At 61.5% G+C, this 24,067-nt stretch carries 13 protein-coding genes and 1 pseudogene; 6 read left to right on the top strand and 8 right to left on the bottom strand.

From position 1 onward, the window contains the following. Positions 1-92: 92 nt before the first annotated feature. From C7416_RS11735 to C7416_RS11720, 6 genes and pseudogenes are all read left to right on the top strand, one after another. Positions 93-1,100, top strand: coding sequence for a LysR family transcriptional regulator (locus C7416_RS11735; protein WP_111519504.1), 1,008 nt, complete (start codon positions 93-95; stop codon positions 1,098-1,100). Positions 1,101-1,779: 679 nt separating this feature from the next. Further along, positions 1,780-1,920: a hypothetical protein gene (locus tag C7416_RS29120; RefSeq protein ID WP_181461218.1), complete on the top strand. Its 141-nt coding sequence runs from the start codon at positions 1,780-1,782 to the stop codon at positions 1,918-1,920. 76 nt (positions 1,921-1,996) lie between these two features. Next, positions 1,997-3,067 (top strand): histidinol-phosphate transaminase, encoded by a 1,071-nt coding sequence (gene hisC, locus C7416_RS11730; protein ID WP_111519127.1) that lies wholly within the window; start codon positions 1,997-1,999, stop codon positions 3,065-3,067. A gap of 51 nt (positions 3,068-3,118) precedes the next feature. Continuing rightward, the gene (locus tag C7416_RS29315) at positions 3,119-3,937 is read left to right on the top strand and encodes a M81 family metallopeptidase (protein ID WP_258401113.1); all 819 of its coding nucleotides are present in this window, start codon (positions 3,119-3,121) and stop codon (positions 3,935-3,937) included. Between the two features lie 30 nt (positions 3,938-3,967). Beyond that, a pseudogene (locus C7416_RS29310) lies at positions 3,968-4,420 on the top strand (MlrC C-terminal domain-containing protein); the annotation flags it as partial. A 338-nt stretch (positions 4,421-4,758) separates the two neighbouring features. Beyond that, complete coding sequence (locus tag C7416_RS11720; RefSeq protein ID WP_240988192.1) at positions 4,759-4,974, top strand: SymE family type I addiction module toxin; 216 nt, start codon at positions 4,759-4,761, stop codon at positions 4,972-4,974. A 186-nt stretch (positions 4,975-5,160) separates the two neighbouring features. Here the strand turns inward: C7416_RS11720 and C7416_RS11715 are convergent, their stop codons facing one another. From C7416_RS11715 to C7416_RS11680, 8 genes are all read right to left on the bottom strand, one after another. Next, the gene (locus tag C7416_RS11715) at positions 5,161-13,071 is read right to left on the bottom strand and encodes a CHC2 zinc finger domain-containing protein (RefSeq protein ID WP_111519125.1); all 7,911 of its coding nucleotides are present in this window, start codon (positions 13,069-13,071) and stop codon (positions 5,161-5,163) included. A gap of 490 nt (positions 13,072-13,561) precedes the next feature. Continuing rightward, on the bottom strand, positions 13,562-14,749 hold the full coding sequence (locus C7416_RS11710; RefSeq protein ID WP_018006273.1) for a ribonucleotide-diphosphate reductase subunit beta: 1,188 nt from the start codon (positions 14,747-14,749) through the stop codon (positions 13,562-13,564). 156 nt (positions 14,750-14,905) lie between these two features. Continuing rightward, positions 14,906-17,845 carry a ribonucleoside-diphosphate reductase subunit alpha gene (locus C7416_RS11705; protein WP_111519124.1) on the bottom strand — a complete coding sequence of 980 codons (2,940 nt, stop codon included), beginning with the start codon at positions 17,843-17,845 and terminating at the stop codon, positions 14,906-14,908. A 492-nt stretch (positions 17,846-18,337) separates the two neighbouring features. Next, positions 18,338-18,970, bottom strand: coding sequence for a 1,6-anhydro-N-acetylmuramyl-L-alanine amidase AmpD (gene ampD / locus C7416_RS11700; protein WP_111519123.1), 633 nt, complete (start codon positions 18,968-18,970; stop codon positions 18,338-18,340). After that, positions 18,967-20,604 (bottom strand): sigma-54-dependent transcriptional regulator, encoded by a 1,638-nt coding sequence (locus C7416_RS11695; protein ID WP_111519122.1) that lies wholly within the window; start codon positions 20,602-20,604, stop codon positions 18,967-18,969. Before C7416_RS11695 ends, ampD begins: the two co-directional genes overlap by 4 nt. Positions 20,605-20,627: 23 nt before the next feature. Next, on the bottom strand, positions 20,628-22,772 hold the full coding sequence (locus C7416_RS11690) for a sensor histidine kinase (RefSeq protein WP_111519121.1): 2,145 nt from the start codon (positions 22,770-22,772) through the stop codon (positions 20,628-20,630). Further along, positions 22,769-23,068 carry a PP0621 family protein gene (locus C7416_RS11685; RefSeq protein WP_111519120.1) on the bottom strand — a complete coding sequence of 100 codons (300 nt, stop codon included), beginning with the start codon at positions 23,066-23,068 and terminating at the stop codon, positions 22,769-22,771. Before C7416_RS11685 ends, C7416_RS11690 begins: the two co-directional genes overlap by 4 nt. A 6-nt stretch (positions 23,069-23,074) precedes the next feature. Further along, positions 23,075-24,010 carry a cytochrome C assembly family protein gene (locus tag C7416_RS11680; protein ID WP_111519119.1) on the bottom strand — a complete coding sequence of 312 codons (936 nt, stop codon included), beginning with the start codon at positions 24,008-24,010 and terminating at the stop codon, positions 23,075-23,077. Positions 24,011-24,067: the final 57 nt, after the last annotated feature.

Genomic DNA, 24,067 nt, shown 5'->3' with positions numbered 1-24,067 from the left:
CGAAGGCACTGGTACGCCAGGTTGGCTTCGAACCTGGATATGAACGAGCGAGAGAGTCTTCGTGAACAATGACGGTCTGTAACTCACACCAAATGACAAACTCCGCCAAGAACTCAACCTCTCGGTCAGCTGATAGTCCGTGGACAGAAGGACGAAGCTTGGCGCTCGCCAGAACCATTTACGGGCACCTCATCCAGCGAGGTCGTCTACGCCAACTCCAGCTACTTGTGGTGGTGGAAGATTGCGGAAGTATTGCGCGCGCCGCCTCGGAAGTTTGCATGAGCCAGTCTGCGGCAACACAGGCTCTGGCTGAGTTGGAAGGACTCGTCGGTATGAGGCTTTTCGAGCGTCACGCGCGCGGCATTCGGCCCACGGAGAGTGGCCATGCATTGATTGCCCAAGCACGGGAAGTCATTGTCAGGCTCCGGCAGTCCGCCGAGCAGCTCGCGGCCACTAAGCAGGGCGCCACCAAAGCATTGCGGATCGGATCCATCGCCGCAGCTTCACACTCATTGATCGCGCCAGTTTTGGCGGACTTCTATAGAGTGCATCCGGAAGTGCACATCGACTTGGAGGAGGACACAGCTGCACGTCTATTGCCGCTACTGATTGGAGGTGGACTAGATGCATTGTTCTGCCGGAGTCCTCAACGACTACCTGCGGACGTGGTGTTCAATCCATTGCTTGAGGATGATGCAGTCATTCTGGCCGCTTCGTCCCACCCGCTGTCTACGATGGCTGCCTTGCCCATAGGGGCATTGGATGGCGCGCGCTGGATATTGCCTGCACCCAGCATCCAACTGAGGGAGTTGTTCGAGAGCATTGTTCTAGGCGCACTTCCCAATGCCAGCTGGTTTCCGCTCTCGACCATGTCTCTGGCTGTCCTCGAACGGCTCCTCCAGCAGCCCGGCGCCGTTATGCTCCTCCCACGCAGCATTTCAACGAGCATGATAGCTGGCGGACGCGTGCGCCAACTTGACGTTTCGCTCGCTGCTCCGCTCGACCCGCTGGGCGTAGTGCATAGCACGGAAAGAGCGCCTGATCTGCTGCGGGCATTCATGTCGATTGCCCGACAACGGCTTGGTACAAAGCAGAGGTGAGCCTACTGATGGCAGCGCTTTTTGGACCTACGGCACGGTGCAGGCCGAGAGAAGAAAATTGCCGCTTGCGGTTCGATCGCCGGCCACTGGAAATCTTCTGGCGTTCTTGAGATCACATGGCCAACACCACGACGCTAGTACAGACAACGGCGACCGGCAGTGCTGAATCGTTGTAGACAAGACCCGCCAGGAACGCGACAGCCCCGCCGGTCCAATGTCTGCAATCCGCCCAACATGCCAGCGGCAAAGGCACGGTACTCGGCGGCGACATTCATGATCCACGCGTTGGCAACGGGTACGATAAGGCAGTAACCCAGCTGGGCAGCAGCCAACGCTGCCAGGAAAAGGGGAAGTGCGTGCGCTTGCGTGATCGGATTGGCAAGTTATTGCATCGACAATTGTTTCTATCGAAACATTGTTGCTTTAAACAACAGATGACCTTCCGAAATGACGTGAAAAATCACGTAGCGAATAGCGCGGAGCGATACTGATGTTTGCGATCCAAGATTGATGTTTGCGCATCGAAGGAGAGCGCTGATCATGTCAACGCGTTGGTGCGTCGACGAAGATGTCGCGAACTTTTAGACCCGCTCTCAGAATTTCGCCTTCACGTACGGGATGTACTCGGTCTTCATATCGAATGATTCGAAGCATTTTGCCATCCTGGCCGCACGCACGCATGGCCGACGAGGATCAGGCAGAATTTGCGATCGGGATGAAGTACGCTTATGACGCATACATCCGCGGCAGCCTCATTGCGCACGTTGTGCAACGAACGAAGGCATGTATGAGCAAGGCAGAGCTGGAACTGCTGGTCTGAGTACTCTTCGATGGCAGATTGCCCACGCATGTGGTGCAAGCCGGATTGGACGACGCTCTCGATTCAAGGAGCTAGGATGAGTAAATTCTGGAGTCCGGGGTTGAATGGATTGGCCCCATATACGCCGGGCGAGCAACCTCGGCAGAGAGGCCTGGTCAAGCTCAATACCAACGAGAGTCCATTCGGACCGTCTCCCGCCGTCGCCGATGTCCTTCGGACTTGGTCCATCGAGCAACTGAGGCGCTATCCTGATCCGGATTCGACCGCGTTGCGTGACGCACTGGCGCGCGAGCACGGCGTTCGCGTCGACAACGTGTTCGTCGGAAATGGCTCCGACGAAGTGCTGGCACATACATTCTGCGCACTGCTCAGACATGACCGGCCAGTTCTGATGCCGGACGTGACCTATGCCTTCTACCGGACCTACTGCGCGTTGTATGGCATTGCGTATAAGGCGATTCCGCTCGATTCCGAGTACCGCATCAATGTGTGCGACTACGAGCAGTCCTGCGGCGGCGTGGTCCTCGCCAACCCGAACGCGCCCACCGGCATCGCGCTGGCCCGCACAGACATCGAGCGCATGCTGGTATCGCATCCGGATCAGGTGGTCGTCGTGGATGAAGCCTATGTGGATTTCGGCGGCGAAAGTGCAATCGGGCTGATAGCTCGCTATCCCAATCTTTTGGTCGTCCGTACCTTCTCAAAGTCCCGGGGCTTGGCGGGAATACGCGTCGGATACGCGCTCGGCCATATGGCATTGATTGACGGCTTGAACAGAGTCAAGAACAGCTTCGACTCGTATCCCTTGTCGTCGCTGTCGGTTGCCGCGGCTATTGCTTCGCTGGGGGACGCCGACTATTTTGCCAAGACCGTTGCCGAAATCGTTCGACTGCGCCAGCTGGTGACCGAGGAACTCGGACGCCTGGGGATGATCGTTCTTCCATCATCGGCCAATTTTCTGTTCGCAGCACATCCGGCTTGTCCCGCTTCACGCCTGATGGCCGGACTACGCCAGCACGGTGTCCTGGTCAGGCATTTCGTGAGTCCGCGGATTGAGAATTTCCTGCGCATCACCATCGGCTCGGAAGCCGATTGTGGTGCGCTGGTGAGGGCGCTGACGAAGGTGCTATCCGATCAGTCTGGATGAGGCATAGATGAGGCATCCTAAACGCCGTCGGCGCGCGATGCGTCCACCCGTATCAGGCGGGCGACGCCCTCGGGCATAAACGAAGCCGGCGCGTATGCCGCCATGAAGCAAGACATCCTCGAAGGCATTCGCGCTGCGCTGCCGGTTGACGGCGTGCTGCTGGCCCTGCATGGCGCCGGTGTCGCCGACGGCACTGAAGACGTCGAAGGCGATCTGGCGCTTGCCGTTCGTGCGCTGGTCGGGCCGGGTGTCCCGATTGCCGCAGTCTACGATTTGCACGGCAACATGACGGACGCGATGCGCGACGCTTGCGACCTGACGTTGCCGTGCAAGCTGTATCCGCATACCGACTTCCATGACCGGGGCGTCGAAGCCGTCGAGCTGCTGCTTGAGATGATTCGGGGCGGGCTCACACCGGTCACCGCAATGCGACGCCTGCCGATGCTGCCGTACATCGTGACGACACAAGACGGGTTCATCCCGGGGGAAGTCAACGACGTTTGCCGGAAGCTGGCCGCACAGCCCGGCGTGATCGACTGCTCGTGGTTCCACGGCTTCCCCTACGCGGATATCGCGGCCCCCTGCCCGGCGGTCGTGTGCACCACAACCGGAGACGCCGCGCTTGCGCAGCGTTGCGTCGACGAAGTCGCGCAATGGATCTGGTCGCATCGCGAGGCGTTCCGTCCGACGTTTCCGCCCCCCGCACAGGGCGTCGCCCTTGCCCTGTCGGCGGCAGAGGGGCCTGTCGTTGTCAACGAGTACGCAGACAACCGGCGGCACACCGGGAGACGGTACGCATCTGCTTCGCGCGTTACTGGACGCCAATCCGGCTACCGGCACGTGCTGTTTCGCGTTGATCAACGATGCTAGCGTGGTTGCACAGGCACAGCACGCGGGGTCGGCGCCATGATCAGGGGCTCACTGGGCGGCAAGCAAGGCCGCTTCCAGGGCGCGCCTATCGAGGCAGATGCCTATGTGAAATGCATCACGGATGGTCGTTTCGTGAATCGGCCCGGCGCGATGTTTGAAGGTGTTCGCTTCGACCTGGGGGTGATGTGTCGCCTCGTCATCAACGGTGTGGATGTCATCGTGGCTTCGCGTGCGGAGCAGATCTTTGATGTCGAGCCGTTTGCGATGCATGGGCTGGATGTTACTGGGTACAACGTCATTGCGATCAAGGGGGCCAATCACTTCCGCACCGGGTATCGGACGGTGGCTAAGCAGATCATTTCTGTTGACAGTGAAGGCCTGAGTACGGCTGCGATTGCGTCGTTTCCGCGTGAAAGGCACGTCGGAGAGTTTTGGCCCTTGTGGGATGAAGTGCGGTTCGAGGCTAGCGCCGATCCCTCATGATGTGCGCACGATTTAGGCATCAATGGACCAGACGAGATTGAAATAGATCCATCCCCATTTTCTGCTAAGGGTAAGCAGCGACGCGACTCGCTGTTGCGGTAACACAATGCAGAACCGTCTTATTGGCGGCAGAATTCACGCCCTCTAGCCTTGCTGTGGGTGCTGAACACACCTCTCACAGCGGCATCTTGCTTTCCATAGCTTTCGCAAGGGCCGGGTAGCGCGCATCTATACAAGACCCTGAAAGGGGAAGCATGCGGGCCGTCTGTGAGCGGTGTTCAAGTACCCGGCCGCCCTCTGAGCAGGGGCGAAAATGGCAATCTCACAGGAAACATGCTATGGAAAAATCTTCTGTTCGCAAGGACGTGCGCACTGTCAAGGCTGGGCGTATTCACTTTCCGGTTGCGCCCGCTCTCAGCAATAACTTTTCTGGCCTGCGCGCGGTCCCGTGGATTCGGTTGGGAGGTGTTTGGTTGGAGAAGGCAGGGTTCAGCATTGGGGAGTCGTTGAAGGTCAAAGTGCTGCGCAAGCGCGTTGTCATCTGGGTCGAGTAATAGCAAGAGCGTCGCTTCTATCCCAGCACACTTCCGCGACTTCAGTCACCACGAGGAGGCACACGACGAAGAGGAGCTCAGTCAGAATACGAGGTCTTTCATCAGTTCTTACATTTGGCTGGCCACCAAAGGTGGCCAGCCAACGTTAAGTCCCAAGACTAATAGCGAACGTGAATGGTGCCCTCGCTAACTCAGGCGGTTCGTGTCATCACCCTGATGACGCTGAGGAGCATCGGATACATGCTGATGTGTCTGAGGGCTACTGGTCGCTGCCTGGGACATACGCTCGTCACGCTCAACCAAATCGGCCGCTCCAGATTGATCTGTCTCCTGCCATGACTCTTCGTTCCAAGGCGGGACAAAGATCGACGGGAGCATCCTTGTAGGTGTCAGGTCTACCCACAACCAGTCGACCGCTGCGGCTGGTGCCCCATAAATGGGAAGCTGTCGCCAGTTTCGGCACCACGCATCTGCCCTTTCCTGCACTGACCGCTTATCGGACGTGAATTTCCCAACGCCGGAAGTCAGTTGATAGAGCGACTGCGAGCCGGAAATTGAGAATTTTGGATCGACTGGGCTTGTAGTAGGTGCCGCCGCAAGCGTTGTAAGTAATTCTGAAGCAAGCTGAGACACCGGCGCCGTCTCATGCAAGCCAAGTCGATCGCAACCAACTAGTCCTTTACGCCATGCCACCGTGAAGATACCTGTGGCAGCTAACTGATCGGCAGTATCCTTTGCGCACAACGTCTCGATAATCGGAAGATGAGCGACTAGTCGGAGAGGTACTGGTAGCGCCTGCGGCCTTGGCTTCCCCTCATTCATGTGCACCGGATCCACGTCAGCGATAACCATCGCCTGCTCCGTCTTAGACAATGGAGTCGAGCCTTGATTGTAGTGAATGCCGCGCGACCAACCGGCATAAACTGTGTCCTTGGGCCGCCCAGACCCGCCATCTGCGAGGCCGTCCCAGCTGTTGCGGCCAATGAAGCAACTGCCGCCACTCAGACCTGCGCCAGCGGCTCCACAGAAGACCATAGTCATTCCTGCCGCCAACATTGCTGCCTGCCCGTATATCCAGTAGTCTGCCGAGCGACTTGTGCAAGCCGGGACGAGAATCAGTGAGCGCCTGTCGCTATTGCCAACTTCCCCGCCTCCATCCGATCCGACGTAGCCGAAGTAGTCCGCAAGCTTTCGTAGATCCTCATCAACCGCAGAGCTCCCGCCGCCGTGGCCGAAGCGCAGTCTAGCCTGGACATACTCCTCCCGAACCGAATTCCAATTCGCAGGATTCGTTGCCAAAAACAGTTCGGAGCATATTAGCTCGGCAGCATACGCCACCGGAGGACGAGCTCGCACCAGCGCCAACGTTGCGTCAACTGCCTGCCTCGGCCCAAGATCTTCTAGACGCTTGTGCAATTGATTGATGAGTGCGCCATGTGTAAACAGGGGCGCCCATGGCTCCGTGCCCGGATTCACAAGCTCTCCCATCGCGACAGAGGAATACTTTTTTCGACGCGTGAACACCACTATGTCGTTCGGCAGATGCTGCGAATCTAAGGGATGAAGCAGCGTCATAACCGCAGATTTCTCCAGCCCCATCAGGCTAGTCGACCTCAGCCCCGCGAGAACCTCCTTGTCGGAATCTCCCAGGATTTTTCCGTGCAGTTCTCGAAAATGAAAATCGCTCGGCTTCCCATGGAGACGATAGGATCCGGCGAGCACCGACGTACGGACTCCACGGCTCAGGAGTTGGTCTCTGAGCCATGCAACCGTATCTGGCCTGACACTGTACTCAGGCAGGACCAATACATCGACCTCGAATGAGTTGCACGCATCGAGAACAGTCTCAAGCAAAGCCCGCCGCCTGTGTTCAGCCCAGCTTGGTAGCAGGGAGGCAGATCTCCACTCATGTTCACGCCCGTTGCCAGTCAACGCGTTCTTGGCTCGCTGAATCAGACTTTCCGCCTCGGCTTTCGTTGGCACGCCGCTTTGTTCCGCGCCTTGTAAGACGATCGGCAATTCACGAGGGCCCGACAGGAAGTCTTTGAGCGAATCTGGTATCCCGACCTCTACGAGTGGATGCTCATACGACTCGTCAATACGGAACTGAACGAAAGCCGTCCTGATGTGATTCCCCGCCGACTTAGCTCTACTCCGCCAGCTTGAAGCCTGTATGTCTTTCCAAAGCCGACGAGTCTGTACAAACTCGTTGTCCAGCGGCTCATTGTTGTGGGAGTTCCCAGACTCCTTACCGCCTTGGACGGTGAGCTCGGAAAGTCTATCGACGTCGTTCTGCAGGTCCTGCGGAGGTAACGCCGCACGATCCGGAGATCCATCTGTAACACGCAGAACCGTCTTGCCATCGGGATCGTCGGCAGATTCTTGGGCGAGAGCGCCTGCAACGCGCTCTATCAACTCTGCAGCTTCCGCTTTGGCAGCCGGGCTGACGTCAGGGATTTCAGCTGTGAGAAAGAATCGTGCAAAGCTGTACCCGAGCGCGCTCACCCCAATGAGCTCACCCTTTGAATTCCTCGTTTCGCTCCAGATCTTCTTGACCGAGCGCCCCCCATCGACCTCCTCTATCCGACGCTCATACGGAAACTGGTCGATGGTCCATGCTGGACAACGCCATTCCACCGAGTCAGCATCCTTGAACATCCCCTGCTTAGGCGTGTAGCTCCACCAGTCAGCAACGACCCGCTGAACCACGAATCCGAGCTCAGCCTCGATCGAAGTCAACGCCATCTCACATAGATTCCACACCTCGTCATCAAGCAGATGCCTCTGTTGACAGCTGCTTAGTTCAAAGGGCCACTGCGTCTCCTCGTCATCGCAGCCCGCGTCACCCAAAATTAGCGACTTCGCCAGTCCATCCATCCGATCAGCAATCTCGTCTCTATGCTCAAAGGCACATGGAATATCTTGGCGATACACTCCAAGCTGGTTTGCCAACAACACGAGCCATCCGATTGGCGTAATGGCATTCAATTGTTCTGTTGGTTTATCACCCTTCTGAACAACACTTGAAAACGCCTCATCGACGCCAACATCTGCGTCGTCAGTGAGCGCCAAGTCGACTACGTCCCAATGCGCAGGTACCTCAACCCGCGCGGATAGCTTGTATCGCCCGTCGAACTCAAGCTCGAGGGTCAACGCGCGCATCCAAGCTGCCAAAGCCGCTAAACGGAGTCCGCTGCGCAGGAAGTTCGCTGTCTCTTCAAGTCCCTCCGGGACAGGCTCGTGTCGAATGGTTTGCGAAACAAGATCATCTGCCAAACCGGCCCACCACTTCCAAGCCGCCACAGTGCGCCGATCATTCCCTGGAGCCGGCCCGACATATCCACTCGTGACAATCGGCTCGCGCCAAGACAATGGGAGCCGCCCGACAACGTTGCGCGCAATGGTCGCAACGAAGTGCGCCTCAAGTCCTGGCGTCTCGATCCAATCGTACGCCAGACGAATTTCCATCGCCCTGGTCTGCGTCTCCACACAGAGTAGATATCCAAGTGAGACGGCATCAGCAGCCGCCTCAGGGAAGCGCTTTAGCAGTTCCAACGAACGAAATACTGTCGCAGGCAAGTGCTCGTGCTCCTTGTGGCGAGGCAGACTCGTCGACCGGAACAACTCGCCGCGAAGGCGCCTCAGTACGCTTTTTAGCAGGTACTCGGCTGGATTGAAGCGCCCATCCCCTATCCTTTCGTTTCCTAATTCGCTGTACTTATCCAACTCCTCCGCGTAGCCAAGCAGATCGGTCAGCGCATAGCCAATCCGCCACGCCCATGCGTCGACGATCGGCACCAAAACCGACCGTAGGCTGTCACGTCCATCTCGAATAAATGCGCTGGTGCCAAGCTTTGAGCGTGAAACTTTTGGCCCAAACACCGCAATGGTGGAGGTCGCCAGAGTACTAGCGTCGTCGCCTGACTGCGCAAAGGCGACGTAGGGCCAAGCAAGCAAATACTCAGCCGGCTCAGGATAGCCTGTCACGGGGTCAGCAAGCGCGGCTTTGGCGTTTATTTGTGCCATTGCTTCGTACAAGGAAGCAGCCCACTTCAATACCGCACCGTCGACATCCTCTCGTGCCGCAGGGGGATGGAACAGAACTAGGTTCGCATACGAAGGCCAGTCCGCCTCACTTGTAATTAAGTTTAGTTTCGGTGTAGTGGCTACTTGCCTAGATGACCATTGCAAGACAACCTCGCGGAGGTCCTTTCCAGATATCTCTGCTGGCTGAATGTCGACGGAAGGCATCCCGTCCTCATCGCTGATCGACAGGACGCTCAGTGATCGCAGGGTACCTACTTCACGGAAGGTTTCCCCCTTGTCACCACTGTTTGTGAAGATGATGGCGCCAACTCCAATGCCTGGCGGTGGGGAAAGGGGCCGCTCGCGAGACGGGGTCTCTGTGAGTAAAGAAGGGCGCCTGCCAAGCAGCCGGATAACGGCCTCATTCGGGCAAACGCTAACAAAACTCAGCAGTGCGACAGTTCGAGTCTGGCTATCAATTTCTGAGGTCGCATTTTGTACGCCGGCCCACAAGTAAACGATACGGATAAAGCGACCCAGAGCAATCGAGTAGCTGGACCCCATGTTTCCCTCACCTTGGGCCAGTTCAGGAAGGCGCCCCTCCAAAACTTGCAAGGGATCCGGCCCTTCCGGCACTCGTGACGCAGCAGCCAAAACGATCACCGCCTCATGCATCCACAACAGCGCATCTCGGAGCGAGTCATCAGCATTCGGGTCAGCCCCGAGATCGGCCAATGCAGGTAGCCCCATAGACGCCGTTTCGCACTCTGCCATTCTGGCACGAGCAAGCGATGACCAGAGGACCGAATCGCCAGAATGTTGGGACAGCATCCATATGGGTGCATGAGCCGATGCTCGCGAGAGCTGGAAAGCTTTCCACCGCATGCCGCAAAGCCGTTGGATGAACATGCGACGCAGACGCTTTGCTGCGACCCCTACACCAAGAGATGGATTGGCACCTAAATCCAAGTCCTCCAAGAATCGTCCGCCCATAGCAAATACGGCGAGGTTGCGCGTGCGCTGTCCCCGAACCTGCTTTTCTATTGGGTCGAGAGTCCTCTCGTAGGCGTGAGCGGTTGAAAATAACAGATCAAGACCTTCGAGCGCGATCAATGCGGGGTCATCCCACGGTTGATCAACGGGCTTAAGCTTCCACGAACAGAATCTCGTCAGCGTAGTCCATAGTTCCCAGTAGCCTCGCCAGGCTGCTTCGGCAGAGCTCAGAGGGCCTTTGCCCACGATGTACCAAATCCAGCGTGACGCCTTGGTCAGCTCTGACGGGCGCAGGTCCTTCGCTTGGAGAGCGGTAAATATCTGGTCGCGAAGTTGGTCCTCATTCATTGTGAAGTTGCGGCGATCACTGAGCAGGTCGAGAGCGCTAGCGCGAGTAAGATCGGCTCCCGCCCAGGTCATATTGCCAGTAGCACCGTCACCAAGATGCAGCACCGGCGGCTCGATTGCGGGGCCTGACGCCGCAGCGACACGCCCTTCCACTAGCATCTCACCAAACTGCTCTGGTGACATGGGCGGAAAGTGTTCGCCTTTTTGCATCAGCACCAAACTTAAGCTCTTAACCTTATCTTCGGCAATTGCACGCAGCACAGATATGACCTGCGCAGAGTCACCCACAAGGAATACATCATCGACATACCGCGCGTACGCGGCGCGCTTGCCGTCACTGTTGATCTGCTGGACTGCCTGTGTCATCGTCGCGTCCAGAGGAAACAGTGACACATTAGCAAGCCAAGCTGAGAGCACGGGCCCCTGTGGAACCCCGACCTCAGGAGGTGAAACCGCGATGCGACCGTCTTTCGGGTCGTAGTACTTAAAGCCGAAACTCTGGTCGCACAACCAATCTACAACCTTATCGTCCCGGTTATGCTCACCTGGCAGCAGCAACCCAGCCCAGCTCTCTGGCGCCTCCAGTGAGCGATATGCGCTCTTTACGCACTTACGCAACATATTTCGGACATTTGTTCGAAGTAGGCTGTCGTAGTATCGCTTTAGATCCAAGCGTATAGCGTGCACCGTCGGTAGCTCACTCGCTTCTCTCCTCAGATAGAAGATGAAGTCGCGCCAACACTCAATATATGGCCGGAACATGCCTTGGTCGCCAGCTGGCCGAATTCCCTCCAAGACCTCCATGTCGATCTGATACGCAAAACTTACCGTTCCGGTGTGACGACTCGAGATACTTCCGGCCGCGGTAGTCTCTGTTCGCTTTTCGCTTCGGTAATATCGGACTGCAGGAATAGAGTCGCTGAACGCAGTAGCGCCGATACCGTCATAGTGCTCGGTAAGAAGTTCTCCGAGGACGTACTGTTGGGCAACGAGGTCCTCGGGGCATGGCATTGCCTTCAGCCGGTGCTCGGTCTTGCCGAAGCCTCTTGATACAAATACGGCGTCGAACGGCTCCAACGGTCCGTAATCCGGCCGCGCCAGCCGAGCCTTGAGTCCCTCGTTAAACGCAGTAGCAGCGATGTCCAAACGTCTCCAGCCTGACTCGTCAGCGGGCAATTCACCTCGAGATGCGCCGGATTGGGCGATCGCCCGTGCAAGATTTAGTCTGGCGTCTGTATCCTCCAAGAACAAATTGGACCGCACAGGGCGGGGGATGACTTCATCACTCCGGGACAGCCTCAGCTCCTGGAACCAGGGCGAAGTAGTGCTCTCGGTGGCCAGACCAACATTGTCGACAAGCAAGTCGATTGCACTGTCATTCTTTCCAAGGAGCTTACCAAATGCACGGTGCTTGCGGCTTGCCGATATGCCCTCCCATGACTGGGCATCGAGTAGGGCCTCTGGTAGCACGCCAAGCTCAGACGCCACCACAGCTAACGCTCCTGGGTGAGTCCATGTGAAGAGCAGCTTCCGGACGTCATGATCCTGTAGGCTTCCGATAATGGTGTCAGGATCCTTCCACTTGGCTTCGTCAATCCCAATAGACCTAAGTTGCTCGTTTGTAGGCCAGATGATGTCGCATCCTATGCCGACGGTCGCAAGCGAGCTTGCCAACTTGGCCGCTCCCCGCGCGCCAGCGGCATCTCTGTCAAGAAATAGGTGACACTTGAAGGAGACCTTCGCTCCGATCCGCTCGGACCAATCCAAGAGAATCTCCACTTGTGCTGTGGATGCTGAAGCGCCTAATAGCCCTACCGCCAGCAAGCCGCTCTCTTCCAATCGAAGCGTATCAACTAGACCTTCACAGATATACAAGTCAACCTGTTTGGGCAGTTCGGTGGCCTTTGGGGCTCGAAGACAAGTCTCGATGATTTCGGAACGGTACAGAACATCGCCCTTAGGCATGTTCTTCGTATACAGGTACTTGGGACTTGCGCGGTGCGCGTCATGCTCAAGCTGGCGACCAGCCAACCCGACCAATTTCCCAAATCGATTTCGCACTGGAAAGATCACCCGTCGATCTCGAAAGAATTCGCTGTAGAACGTTCCGGCGAGATCGCGTCTGACAGAAGCCTCACCGGATTGCGTTGCTCGCAGCAGACCTGCGTCTTCCAGCAGCCCCTCTTCCACGCGTCGCTGATCACTGTCAATTGCAGAGCGGCTTAGAAACTGAGAAAGCCGCAACGGTGCAGCAAAGCCCAATTCGGCTAGGTCAACCGTGTCCGCTCGCAACCCTCGTGATTGCGCCCACGCCCGTGTCACGTCGACGGCCGGCGGCTCCCTAAACGCTACGAGGGCGAGATCCAACCCTCCCTGATACTCAGCGTTCTTATGCGCGCTTCTGCCCCTCTTGGGAGAAGACGCATCGAAGCTCTGCAACCCATAGGTCCGAGCCAACCATTGGACGGCCTCAACAAATTGCAAACCAGTCTTGCGTTGTGTCAAACGAATGGCGTCACCCGTCGCTTGACAGCCGAAGCAATGAAAATGGCGATCTCCTGGTTCATCGTAGAACGCAAGTGATGGGTTTTTGTCGTCGTGGAACGGGCACCGTGCGCGCAGCCCACTTCCCTGGCGAACTGTTTCCATACCCAGCGCAGATGCCAAGTCTTCCAGCTTTACCCGTTCTTTTACTTCCCTCACTACGTCTGCAATACGCCGGCGCGCCATCACCGCCTCCTTGTTCTTCTGTATAGATTTCTAACTGCAAATACTGCGAGCGCTTCTCAACCATCACTAAGGGCTAAACAGCACCATTCCAACGGACTCTGTTGCCTTGAAGGGTCATAAGCAGTGCCCGCCTCTGGTCGAATCGAGATCATCAACCGTCGCAGGGATGTGCGGTGAAGCTTAGGCTCGCTATTAAAAGAGCTTCTCGTTCAAATCAAACACTTCCATGATCCCCAATTCATAGGCCACCTTTCGGGGGCCTATCCCCGACCCACATTTAGATGCGTCCACAGCTATGTCTTGGTTTGTTTCGATCCTATCGTCACCTTGGAGGTCCATACTACCCCTCTTCTCTGATGCCGCAAAAAGAGACCACATTCTTTCACTCCTGAGGCGGTCCGTCATCCCACCAAAGCAGGATTCAAGTTGGAGAATATGAAAAAAGGGGAGCCAAAATGGCTCCCCTTTTTTTGTTTCAGATCAAACTACCTCAATCCCAGCTCAACGCCCCACCCGTCTGATACTCAATGACGCGCGTCTCGAAGAAGTTGCGCTCCTTCTTCAGATCAATCATCTCGCTCATCCACGGGAACGGGTTCTCCTCGTTCGGGAACAGCTGATCAAGACCAATCTGCTGGCAACGACGATTGCAGATGAAGCGCAGATAAGACTTGAACATCGGCGCATTCAGACCCAGCACGCCACGCGGCATGGTGTCCTCAGCATAGCGATACTCCAGGTCCACAGCCTTCTTGAACAACTCAGTAATCTCAGCCTTAAACTCCGCCGTCCAAAGATGCGGATTCTCCAGCTTGATCTGATTAATCAAATCAATCCCAAAATTGCAGTGCAGCGACTCATCCCGCAGGATGTACTGATACTGCTCCGCAGCCCCAGTCATCTTGTTCTGCCGCCCCATCGCCAGGATCTGCGTGAAGCCCACATAGAAGAACAGCCCTTCCATGATGCAGGCAAACACGATCAGCGACTTCAGCAGCTTCTGGTCGTTTTCCGGCGTACCGGTCTTGAACGACGGGTCGGTCAGCGTGTCGATGAACGGGATCAGGAACTCGTCCTTGTCGCGGATCGACTGCACTTCGTGGTACGCGTTGAAGATCTCGGCTTCGTTCAGGCCCAGCGATTCAACGATGTACTGGTAGGCGTGCGTGTGGATGGCCTCTTCAAAGGCCTGGCGCAGCAGGTACTGGCGGCATTCCGGCGCGGTGATCTGGCGGTAGGTGCCCAGCACGATGTTGTTGGCGGCCAGCGAGTCGGCGGTGACGAAGAAGCCGAGGTTGCGCTTGATGATGCGGCGCTCGTCTTCGGTCAGGCCGTTGGGGTCTTTCCACAGGGCGATGTCGCGGGACATGTTGATTTCCTGCGGCATCCAATGGTTGGCGCAGCCGGCCAGGTACTTTTCCCACGCCCACTTGTACTTGAACGGGACGAGCTGGTTGACGTCGGTCGAGCCGTTGATGACGCGCTTGTCGGCGGCGTTGACGCGGCGGTTGCTTTGCGCGGCGGCGGCGTTGGGGTTGTTGCCCAGGATGCCGGCTTGCGTGGCGCTCGACGGCAGCACGCCTTGCTGGTCAGCGGTGGCAGCCGATGCAGCGGGTTGCAGGGCAGGCTGCGGTGCGGCCTGCGGGGTGGCTTGAACGTCGTCGTCCCAGCTCAGCATGATGTTGTTCTCCGTGATTCGGTTGGGGGGCGCATGTGGTTTCGTCAGGTTTGACGCTTCACTTCGTTGGGGCGCCGGCCCTCTCCCCCGCCCCTCTCCCGCAAGCGGGAGAGGGGAGCAAACCGGGGGTGATTTTTACTCTTTAGGCTTTTTGCCTTATTGGCAGGCTTCGCACTCTTCGAAGCCGGGGTCGCCCGGGCGCATCGTGCAGACCGCGCCTTCGGCTTCCGGCATGGCCGGGGCCGAGGCGGCCGCTGCGTCCAGGGCGGAGCCGCTGTCGCTGCCCGACGACACCGCATTCAGCGAGCCGCGCGACACGGTGGACTTCTCCACGTGGGTGGCGGCCATCGTGCGCAGGTAGTACGTGGTCTTCAGGCCGCGCACCCATGCCAGCTTGTAGGTGTCGTCCAGCTTCTTGCCCGAGGCGCCGGCCATGTAGATGTTCAGGGACTGGGCCTGGTCGATCCACTTCTGGCGGCGGCTGGCGGCTTCGACCAGCCAGGTCGGCTCGACTTCGAACGCGGTGGCGTAGATGTCGCGCAGGTCTTGCGGGATGCGGTCGATGCGCGACAGCGAGCCGTCGAAGTACTTCAGGTCGGCAACCATCACCTCGTCCCACAGGCCGCGTTCCTTCAGGTCGCGCACCAGGTAGTCATTGACCACGGTGAACTCGCCCGACAGGTTGGACTTGACGTACAGGTTCTGGAAGGTCGGCTCGATGCAAGCGGACACGCCGATGATGTTCGAAATGGTCGCGGTCGGCGCGATCGCGATGCAGTTCGAGTTGCGCATGCCGTGCTGCTTGATGCGGGCGCGCAGGCTGTCCCAGTCCATGGTGCTGGACAGGTCCACTTCCAAGTAGCCGCCGCGCTCTTCGGCCAGCAGCTTGAGCGAGTCCTGCGGCAGGATGCCGCGGTCCCACAGCGAGCCTTCGTAGGTGCTATAGCGGCCGCGCTCTTCGGCCAGCTCGGTCGACGCCTGGTAGGCGTAGTAGCACACCGCTTCCATCGAGGTGTCGGCGAACTGCACCGCGGCCTTGCTGGCGTACGGGGTGCGCAGCACGTGCAGGCAGTCCTGGAAGCCCATGATGCCCATGCCGACCGGACGGTGGCGCAGGTTGGAGTTGCGGGCCTTGTCGACAGCGTAGTAGTTGATGTCGATGACGTTATCCAGCATCCGCATGGCGGTGCGGATGGTCTTCTGCAGCTTGGCGTGATCCAGCGCGTAGGTGCCATCGGCCTGCTTGGCCAGGTGGGCCACCAGGTTGACCGAACCCAGGTTGCACACGGCGATTTCGCTGTCGTTGGTGTTCAGCGTGATTTCCGTGCACAGGTTGGAGCTGTGGACGACGCCGACGTGCTGCTGCGGGCTGCGGATGTTGCACGGATCCTTGAAGGTGATCCACGGGTGGCCGGTTTCGAACAGCATGCCCAGCATCTTGCGCCACAGTTGCAGCGCCGGCAGCTTCTTGAACAGCTTCAGTTCGCCGCTGGCGGCCTTGGCTTCATAGCCCAGGTAGGCCTTCTCGAATTCCTTGCCGACCTTGTCGTGCAGGTCCGGGCAGGTGGCGGGCGAGAACAGGGTCCACTCGCCGCCTTCCATCACGCGCTTCATGAACAGGTCCGGGATCCAGTTGGCCGTGTTCATGTCGTGGGTGCGGCGGCGGTCGTCGCCGGTGTTCTTGCGCAGCTCCAGGAATTCTTCGATGTCCAGGTGCCACGTTTCCAGGTAGGCGCAGACGGCGCCCTTGCGCTTGCCACCCTGGTTCACGGCGACGGCGGTGTCGTTCACCACCTTCAGGAACGGCACCACGCCTTGCGACTTGCCGTTGGTGCCCTTGATGTGCGAGCCGAGTGCGCGCACGTTGGTCCAGTCATTGCCCAGGCCGCCGGCGAACTTGGACAGCAGCGCGTTTTCCTTCAGCGCTTCGTAGATGCCTTCCAGGTCGTCCGAGACGGTGGTCAGGTAGCACGACGACAGCTGCGAGCGGCGGGTGCCGGAGTTGAACAGGGTCGGCGTGGACGACATGAAGTCGAACGACGACAGCAGCTGGTAGAACTCGATGGCGCGCGCTTCGCGGTCCTTCTCGTTCAGCGCCAGGCCCATGGCCACGCGCATGAAGAAGGCCTGCGGCATTTCGATGCGGGTTTCATCGATATGCAGGAAGTAGCGGTCGTACAGGGTCTGCAGGCCCAGGTAGTTGAACTGGAAGTCGCGGCCGGCGTCCAGCGCGGCGCCCAGGCGGGCCAGGTCGAAGGTGGCCAGCTTTTCGTCCAGCAGCTCGGCTTCGATGCCGCGGGCGATGAACTTGGGGAAGTATTCGGCGTAGCGCGTGGCCATCTCGGCCTGGGTCACTTCGGTGCCCAGGATTTCCTTGCGGATGGTGTGCAGCAGGATGCGGGCGGTGACCTGGCTGTAGTCCGGGTCTTTTTCGATCAGGGTACGCGCGGCCAGGATGGCGGAGTCGTACACCTGCGTCATCGGCACGCCTTCGTACAGGTTCTTCAGCGTTTCCTTCAGGATCGGCTCGGCGCTGACGGCATCGCCCAGGCCGGAGCAGGCGTTGTCGATCAGCGCGTGCAGCGCGACGATATCCAGCGGCTTGGTCACGCCGGCGTCGGTCACGTTGATGCTGATGCCGGCTTCCTGCACGCGAGCCACGGCCTGCGCGCTGGCGCTGGCGCGCTCGGCCTTGCGCTTCTCGCGATACAGCACGTAGGCGCGGGCCACTTCATGCTCGCCCGAGCGCATCAGCGACAGCTCGACCTGGTCCTGCACGTCTTCGATATGGATGGCGCCACCGCTCGGGCGGCTTCGCACCAGCGCGCGCACCACGTTGTCGGTCAGCTGCTCGACGATCTCGCGCACGCGCGCGCTCGCGGCGCCCTGCCCGCCGTTGACGGCGAGGAAGGCCTTGGTCATGGCAACGGCGATCTTGGACGGCTCGAACGCCACCACGGCACCGTTGCGACGAATGATCTTGTGATCCGGGTAATTCGTGGTCGCGGCGCTGGGGGTCTGCTGCGTGGTCGAAGCCTGGCTGGCAACGCCGGCGGCGGCGCCACCCGTGGTGATTTCGTTCTGGGCCGTTTGCATGAGAACTCCTGTTTTTACCCTGGCAATAAGAGACAAAGAGTCCCTGGCGAAATGCGGCGAAAAAGAACGTCCCTCCCGGCTGCATAGCGGGTGCGACTGACTGCCTTTACGTGAACATTTCGCCAGGGACTCTTGTGATGCCGGCCTTGCGGGAGAGGTTTGCAGTCGATGCGCGAACTTCGCGGCTGCTGCCTCGCTCCTGGGGCCGGCTCCCCGGTTTGACTACTAGATATAGTGTGTGACGCGGAAAACTGGGCTAAGTATAGTGAAACGAATCCGAATGACCAGTCTTGACAACCGCTATTTGGGGCACGGCGGCGGCTGTGCGGCAGCGCCACATGCCCGCAAGCCTAGTACTCGCAAGGCTTTCGGCCAGACCGTTCGCAACTGCACATTTCACAAAAATTTTTTTGATTGTTGCGAGGTTGCGATAGCCCCACACCGACGTGGGGCATCGGTGCCCAAATGGCGAGCACGGGGCAGCAAATGACGTTAGGAATCCGTCACCTGCCCAGCGGCGCCAGGACACTGGTAGGGCAACATTTGGGGGCCGATGCCCGCCTGCCTGGCAAACCGCGCCCAGTCGAAATGCGGGCCGGGATCAGTCTTGCGGCCCGGCGCGATGTCGCTGTGGCCGGCAATCGCGCGGACCGGGTAGGCGGCCATCAGCGCGGGCACCAGCGCGGCCACGGTGTCGTACTGGGCTTTGGTGAACGGCAGGTCGTCGCAGCCTTCGATCTCGATGCCGATCGAAAAATCGTTGCAGCGCGCGCGGCCGAAGAAGTCTGACTGCCCGGCATGCCAGGCGCGCTGCGTGCACGGCACGAACTGCACCAGTTCGCCCGTGCGCGTCACCAGGAAGTGCGCCGACACCTGGACCTGGTGGATGGTGGCAAAGAACGGGTGCTTGCCCGGATCGAGCCGGTTCTGGAAGAAGGCCTCGATGTCGCCGCTGCCGAACTGGCCGGGCGGCAGGCTGATGTTGTGCAGCACCACCAGGTCCACCGGCATGCCGTCCGGGCGCGCGTCGCAATTGGGCGACGGCACGCGCCGGGCGGCCGGAACCCAGCCGTCGGCACCGGGCAGATAGGACAAGGACGACGACGAGGACGCGGGCGCGGTCATGGCGTGCCCTCGCCTTCCACGGCGCCGCGGTCGGCGGCGTCCATGGCCTCGCGGATGCCCAGCTGCTGGATGCGGTAGCGCAGCTGGCGCAGGTTCAGGCCCAGCAGCGGCGCGGCCGCGGTGCGGTTGAAGTTGGTCTGCGCCAGCGCCTGCAGGATCAGTTCGCGCTCTACCGCCTCCAGCCTGGCGGGCAGGTCGATCGGGAAGACGATGCCGCGGCAGGCGCGCTCGGCGGGGTCGCCGGCAGGCTCGGGTTCAGGCGCGGCGAGGGCGGCAGCAGCCGCTGGGGGCGATTCGGCCGGAACCGGCGCAGGCGTGGGAGCGGTCGGCGCGGCCGCACCCGCTGTCGTGCCCGAGGGCGCGTAAGGGTATGGCGCCATCGGCTGCGGCACCATCGCCGGCGTCGGGGCAGGCATCAGCCCGGCGCTCCCGGCGCCCGCGTCCAGCGGCCCCAGGTCGGCCAGCTCGATGTCTTCGCTCTCGGCAAACGCGTAGGCGCGCTCGAGCAGGTTTTCCAGCTCGCGCACATTGCCCGGGAACGGATAGGCCACCAGCCGCTGCAGCGCCGCCGGCGACAGCCGCTTGGGATGCGCATCGCCGTAGCGCACCGCCAGGTGGTCCAGGATGGCGCGCGCCAGCACCGGGATGTCTTCGCCGCGCTCGCGCAGCGTGGGCATGCGCAGCGCCAGCACGTTCAGGCGGTAATACAGGTCTTGCCGGAACTGCCCGGCCGCCACCATCGCGGCCAGGTCCTTGTGGCTGGCGCACATCACGCGCACGTCGACGGCGTCTTCGCGGCTGGCGCCGATCTTGCGCACGCGGCGCTCCTGCAGCGCGCGCAGCAGCTTGACCTGCATCGGCAACGGCAGGTCGGCCACCTCGTCGAGCAGCAGCGTGCCGCCGTTGGCGGCCTGGAAGAAGCCGCCGCGCTCGGCATCGGCGCCGGTGAACGCCCCTTTGACGTAGCCGAAGAACTCGGACTCCATCAGGTTTTCGGGGATGGCGCCGCAGTTGACGGCGACGAACGGATGCGCGGCCCGACTGCTGATCGCATGAATGGCCTGTGCCGCGCGCTCCTTGCCGCTGCCGGATTCGCCGCTGATCACCACCGGCGCCATGCTGCGCGCCAGCCGCGACAGCGAGCGCCGCACCTCCTGCATCGCGGCGGAATGGCCGGGCAGCAGCGCCGCGGCGCGGTCAGCGGCCTGCTCCGCCGCCGTGGCAGCATCTGCGTCGGCGTTGTCGCGCGACTGGCGGCCCAGCGCGTTCAGCACCAGGCTGCGCAGCTGCTCCAGCGACACCGGCTTGGCGATGTAGTCGAAGGCGCCGGCCTTGAGCGCTTCGACGGCGTTGTCGGCGCTGCCGTAGGCGGTGATCACGGCCACCGGGATGCGCTCCGGCGCGGCCGACAGCTGGCGCACGATCTCGATGCCCAGCCCGTCGCCCAGGCGCATGTCGGTCAGCACCAGGCTGTAGCGGCCCTGCGCCAGCTTTGCGCGCGCCTCGGCCAGCGAGCCGGCCAGCACCACGTCATGGCCCATGCGGCGGATCGAGATGTCCAGCAGCTCGCGCAGGTCGGCCTCGTCGTCGATGACCAGGATGGGATCGGGCGCGCGGGACATTCGGGGTGGCATGAGGGTGGCGGAATGGAGACGGGTCAGACGGCGGCCGCCGCGGCGGCTTCGGCGCTCTCGATGCGCAGCGTCAGCACGAAGGCCTTGGCCGGCAGTGTATCGCGCGCGGCCGGGGCCAGCATGCCGGTGCGTTCGATCAGCGCCGGCAGCGAGATCGCGCCATAGCGCACCTGGGCGTCATTGGCGCCGCACAGCTCGCGCGCCATGAACAGGCCCAGCCCGGTGCCCTGGGCGTTGCTGGTGAAGAACGGCTCGAACAGGCTGCGCTGGTGTTCGCGCGCCACCTCGGCGCCGTCGTTCCAGACGATCAGCTCGGCATGGTGCTGGTCCAGCGCGTGCGCCAGCAGCCGGATCGAGCCGGGCAGCCGGCTGCAGTAGCGCCAGGCGTTGTCGAGCAGGTTGCCCAGCACCTGCTGCAGCTGCGCGGCGTCGAACACCACCGGCTGGGACACGTCGACGGTCAGGCGGATGGCATTGGCGTTGATGTCGGCTCGGCCGGCCGGGCGAGTCTCGCCGGCGCGCGGGCGGCGCTGGCGCATTTCGGCGCGCCAGCGCTCAACGATCTCGGGCAGCGCCTGCGCCAGGTGCACGGTGCTGCGGCCGGTGCGCGGGCGGCGCGACATCTGCAGCACGTCCGACACCACCTGGTCGAGCCGGCGCACGTTGTCGTGGATGATGCGCAGCAGGCGGGCGTCGATATCGACATCGGCACCGCCGGACTCCTGCACCGCCGGGTCGTGGCGGCCCGAATCGCCCAGCAGTTCGCTGGCCTGGCTGATCGCCGCCAGCGGGTTACGGATCTGGTGCGCGATGCTGGCCACCAGCCGGCCCATGGCGGCCAGCTTTTCCTGCTGCACCTGCTCGGCAATGCGCTCCCAGCTTTCGATATGGACCAGCACGGTGTCGCGCATCTCGCTGCGCAGTAGCGCCTCATCTTCCTGCGACCACGCCATGGCCTCGTTCTGGGCGATGGCCAGGCGCAGGCGGGCGGCGGCTTCGGGTGACAGTTCGTTCCATGCGGCGGTGTCGAGCGCGGCCGGCACGGTGCGGCCGTGCGCCATGGTCGAGCGCAGCCCGGCCAGGCCCGGCAGCACGAAGCGCAGCCGCAGCCGGGTGTGCTGCATGGTGCCGTCGGCCAGCGCGGCGCCGGACGCCATCGGCAGCAGTTGCAGGATGCGCGGCACGTCGTCCTTGCTGCGCAGCCAGTCGCGCAGCATCTCCATCAGCGGCTGCAGGCGCGGGATGCGGCGCAGGTCGAACAGCACGGTATCGCCGCCGCCAAGCCCGGCTTCGCCAGCGGGCGCGCCGCCGAGCTTGCGCGAGTAGATGCGCTCGTGCGGCTGCACGCCCAGCAGCACCACCGCGGCGGGATTGGCGGCCACCACCGCGCCGTTGGCGCGCACCAGCATCACGCCGTCCTGCATGTCGTTGACCATCAGCCGGTTGACCAGTTGCTGCAGGCGCAGCTCCTGCTCGCGCGCCAGCGCCAGGCGCTCCTGCGCGAGCTGGCGGTTGGCCAGCATATACATCAGCAGCGCGGCGATCATGAACACCAGGCCGAACAGGCCCGAGCCCAGCAGCCCGGCATCGGCCTGGCGCAGCAGGATGGTGTGCATGAACGGCCCGCTCATCACCACCAGCGCCGAGATCGCCGCGGCAAACAGCGCGAACAGCAGGCTGGTCAGCGCGCCGGCTTCCAGTGCCGGCAGCAGGAAGATCATGGCCAGGCCCTCGGCATGCCCGCCCCGGCCCAGCACGCTGAAGACCAGCGCCAGCAGCGCCAGGTCGGCCAGCACCTGCACCCGCACGCGCAGATGGAAATGCCGGCGCCACAGCGTGCCGGCCAGCATCGCCAGCGCAATGCCAAGGTAAGGGACGGCGACGGCCATGGCCGCCGCATGCTCGATCCCGCCCATGGCCTCCAGGCCGAAAGGCAAGGTGGGGATGGCGGCAGTGAAGGGGGAAGCGGCCGTGCCGGCGCCGACGGCCGGCTCGCCGCGCCGCATCAGCGCGAAGCCGACCAGCAGCAGGCCCACGGCAACGCGGGTCCAGCAGAAATAGCGCAGCAGGCGCCAGTGGAAGTCAGGCGGCTCGGGCTGGCGCCACAGCTGCGCCAGGCCGCGCCAGGCGTTCAGCCGCTGCCAGGCCGACGGCGCCGGCTCCTTCATTGGCGCGGGCCGCTGCTGCCGTCGCCGCTTTCAGTGCGGCTCTCGTCGGGCAGGTGGCTGCGCCGGCAGTAGTGCAGGCCGCGCCAGGCGATGGCGTCGCCCTGCGGCAGGTGCACGCCGCACTGGGCGCACTGGACCATGCGCTCGGCGGCGGCGTCGGGCGTGCCGGCGGCCTCGTGTTCGCTGGCCTCACGGGCCTGGCGGGCGCGATGCTCGGCCAGACGGGCCTCGGCGCGCGCGCGCAGCCACCAGAAGACGCCCAGCACCACGGCCAGCAGGATCAGGATACGTGCCATGGCAAATCAGAGCCGGTGCAGGACGACTTCAATCACGAAACGGCTGCCGACATAGGCCAGCAGCAGGATGCCGAACGACGCGATGACCCAGCGCAGCGCCACCTTGCCGCGCCAGCCGCGGAAGATGCGCCCGGCCAGGATGCCGCCGAACATGGCCCACGAGATCAGCGCAAACACGGTCTTGTGGTCCAGCCGGAAGGCGCGCCCGAACAGCTCTTCGGAGAACAGCAGGCCCGAGCCGATGGTCAGCGTCAGCAGCACGAAGCCGGCGCCGATCAGCCGGAACAGCAGCTTTTCCAGTGTCAGCAGCGGCGGCAGCAGGTCCAGCCAGCGCCCCAGCCACTGGCCCGGCTGCGGCGCGGACGGCCGCGCCGGCGCGTGGCGGAACCCGTGCAGGCGGCGCTCGGCCAGCAGCATCAGGAAGGCATGGAAGGCGGCCAGCGTGAACAGCCCGTAGGCCACGTTGGCGATGATGAAATGCAGCTTGAACAGCGGCCGCGCCGCGTAGCCCAGGATCTGCGAGCCGGGAAAGGCCAGCGGCATCAGGCTGGCCACCAGCGCCACCGGAATCACGATCAGTCCCAGCCCCGCCAGCGAAAAGAAGAAGCTCTCGATCCAGTAGATGCCCACGCCCAGCCACAGCATGGCCGACAGCGCGAAGGCGAAGCCGAACATCATGCGCTCGGCCGGGAAGATGGTTTCGTGCAGCAGCATGCCGTGGCTGGCCAGCGCGGCCAGCATCAGCACGTGCCACCACGCCGGGCGCCCCTCGCCGTGGGCGCCACCTGCCGGGGGAATGCCGCCGCCCGCCACCAGCACGGCCGTGGCCGAACCGCCGGCCGGGCCCGCCGAAGCAGCCACGCGCGGATGGCGCGTGGCCCAGCCGTGCCAGGCCAGGCCGCAATAGAGAAGTGCCGTCAGGGCATACAGTACAATGACCATTTACGCAGTTTACCTTAGTGCCCACGGACGGTGGCGGCCCGCTTGAACCGATGCAAG

It is taken from the genome of Cupriavidus phytorum (assembly GCF_003254285.1).
GTDB classification, from domain to species: domain Bacteria; phylum Pseudomonadota; class Gammaproteobacteria; order Burkholderiales; family Burkholderiaceae; genus Cupriavidus; species Cupriavidus phytorum.
This window is presented reverse-complemented; position numbering and strand designations above follow the sequence as displayed.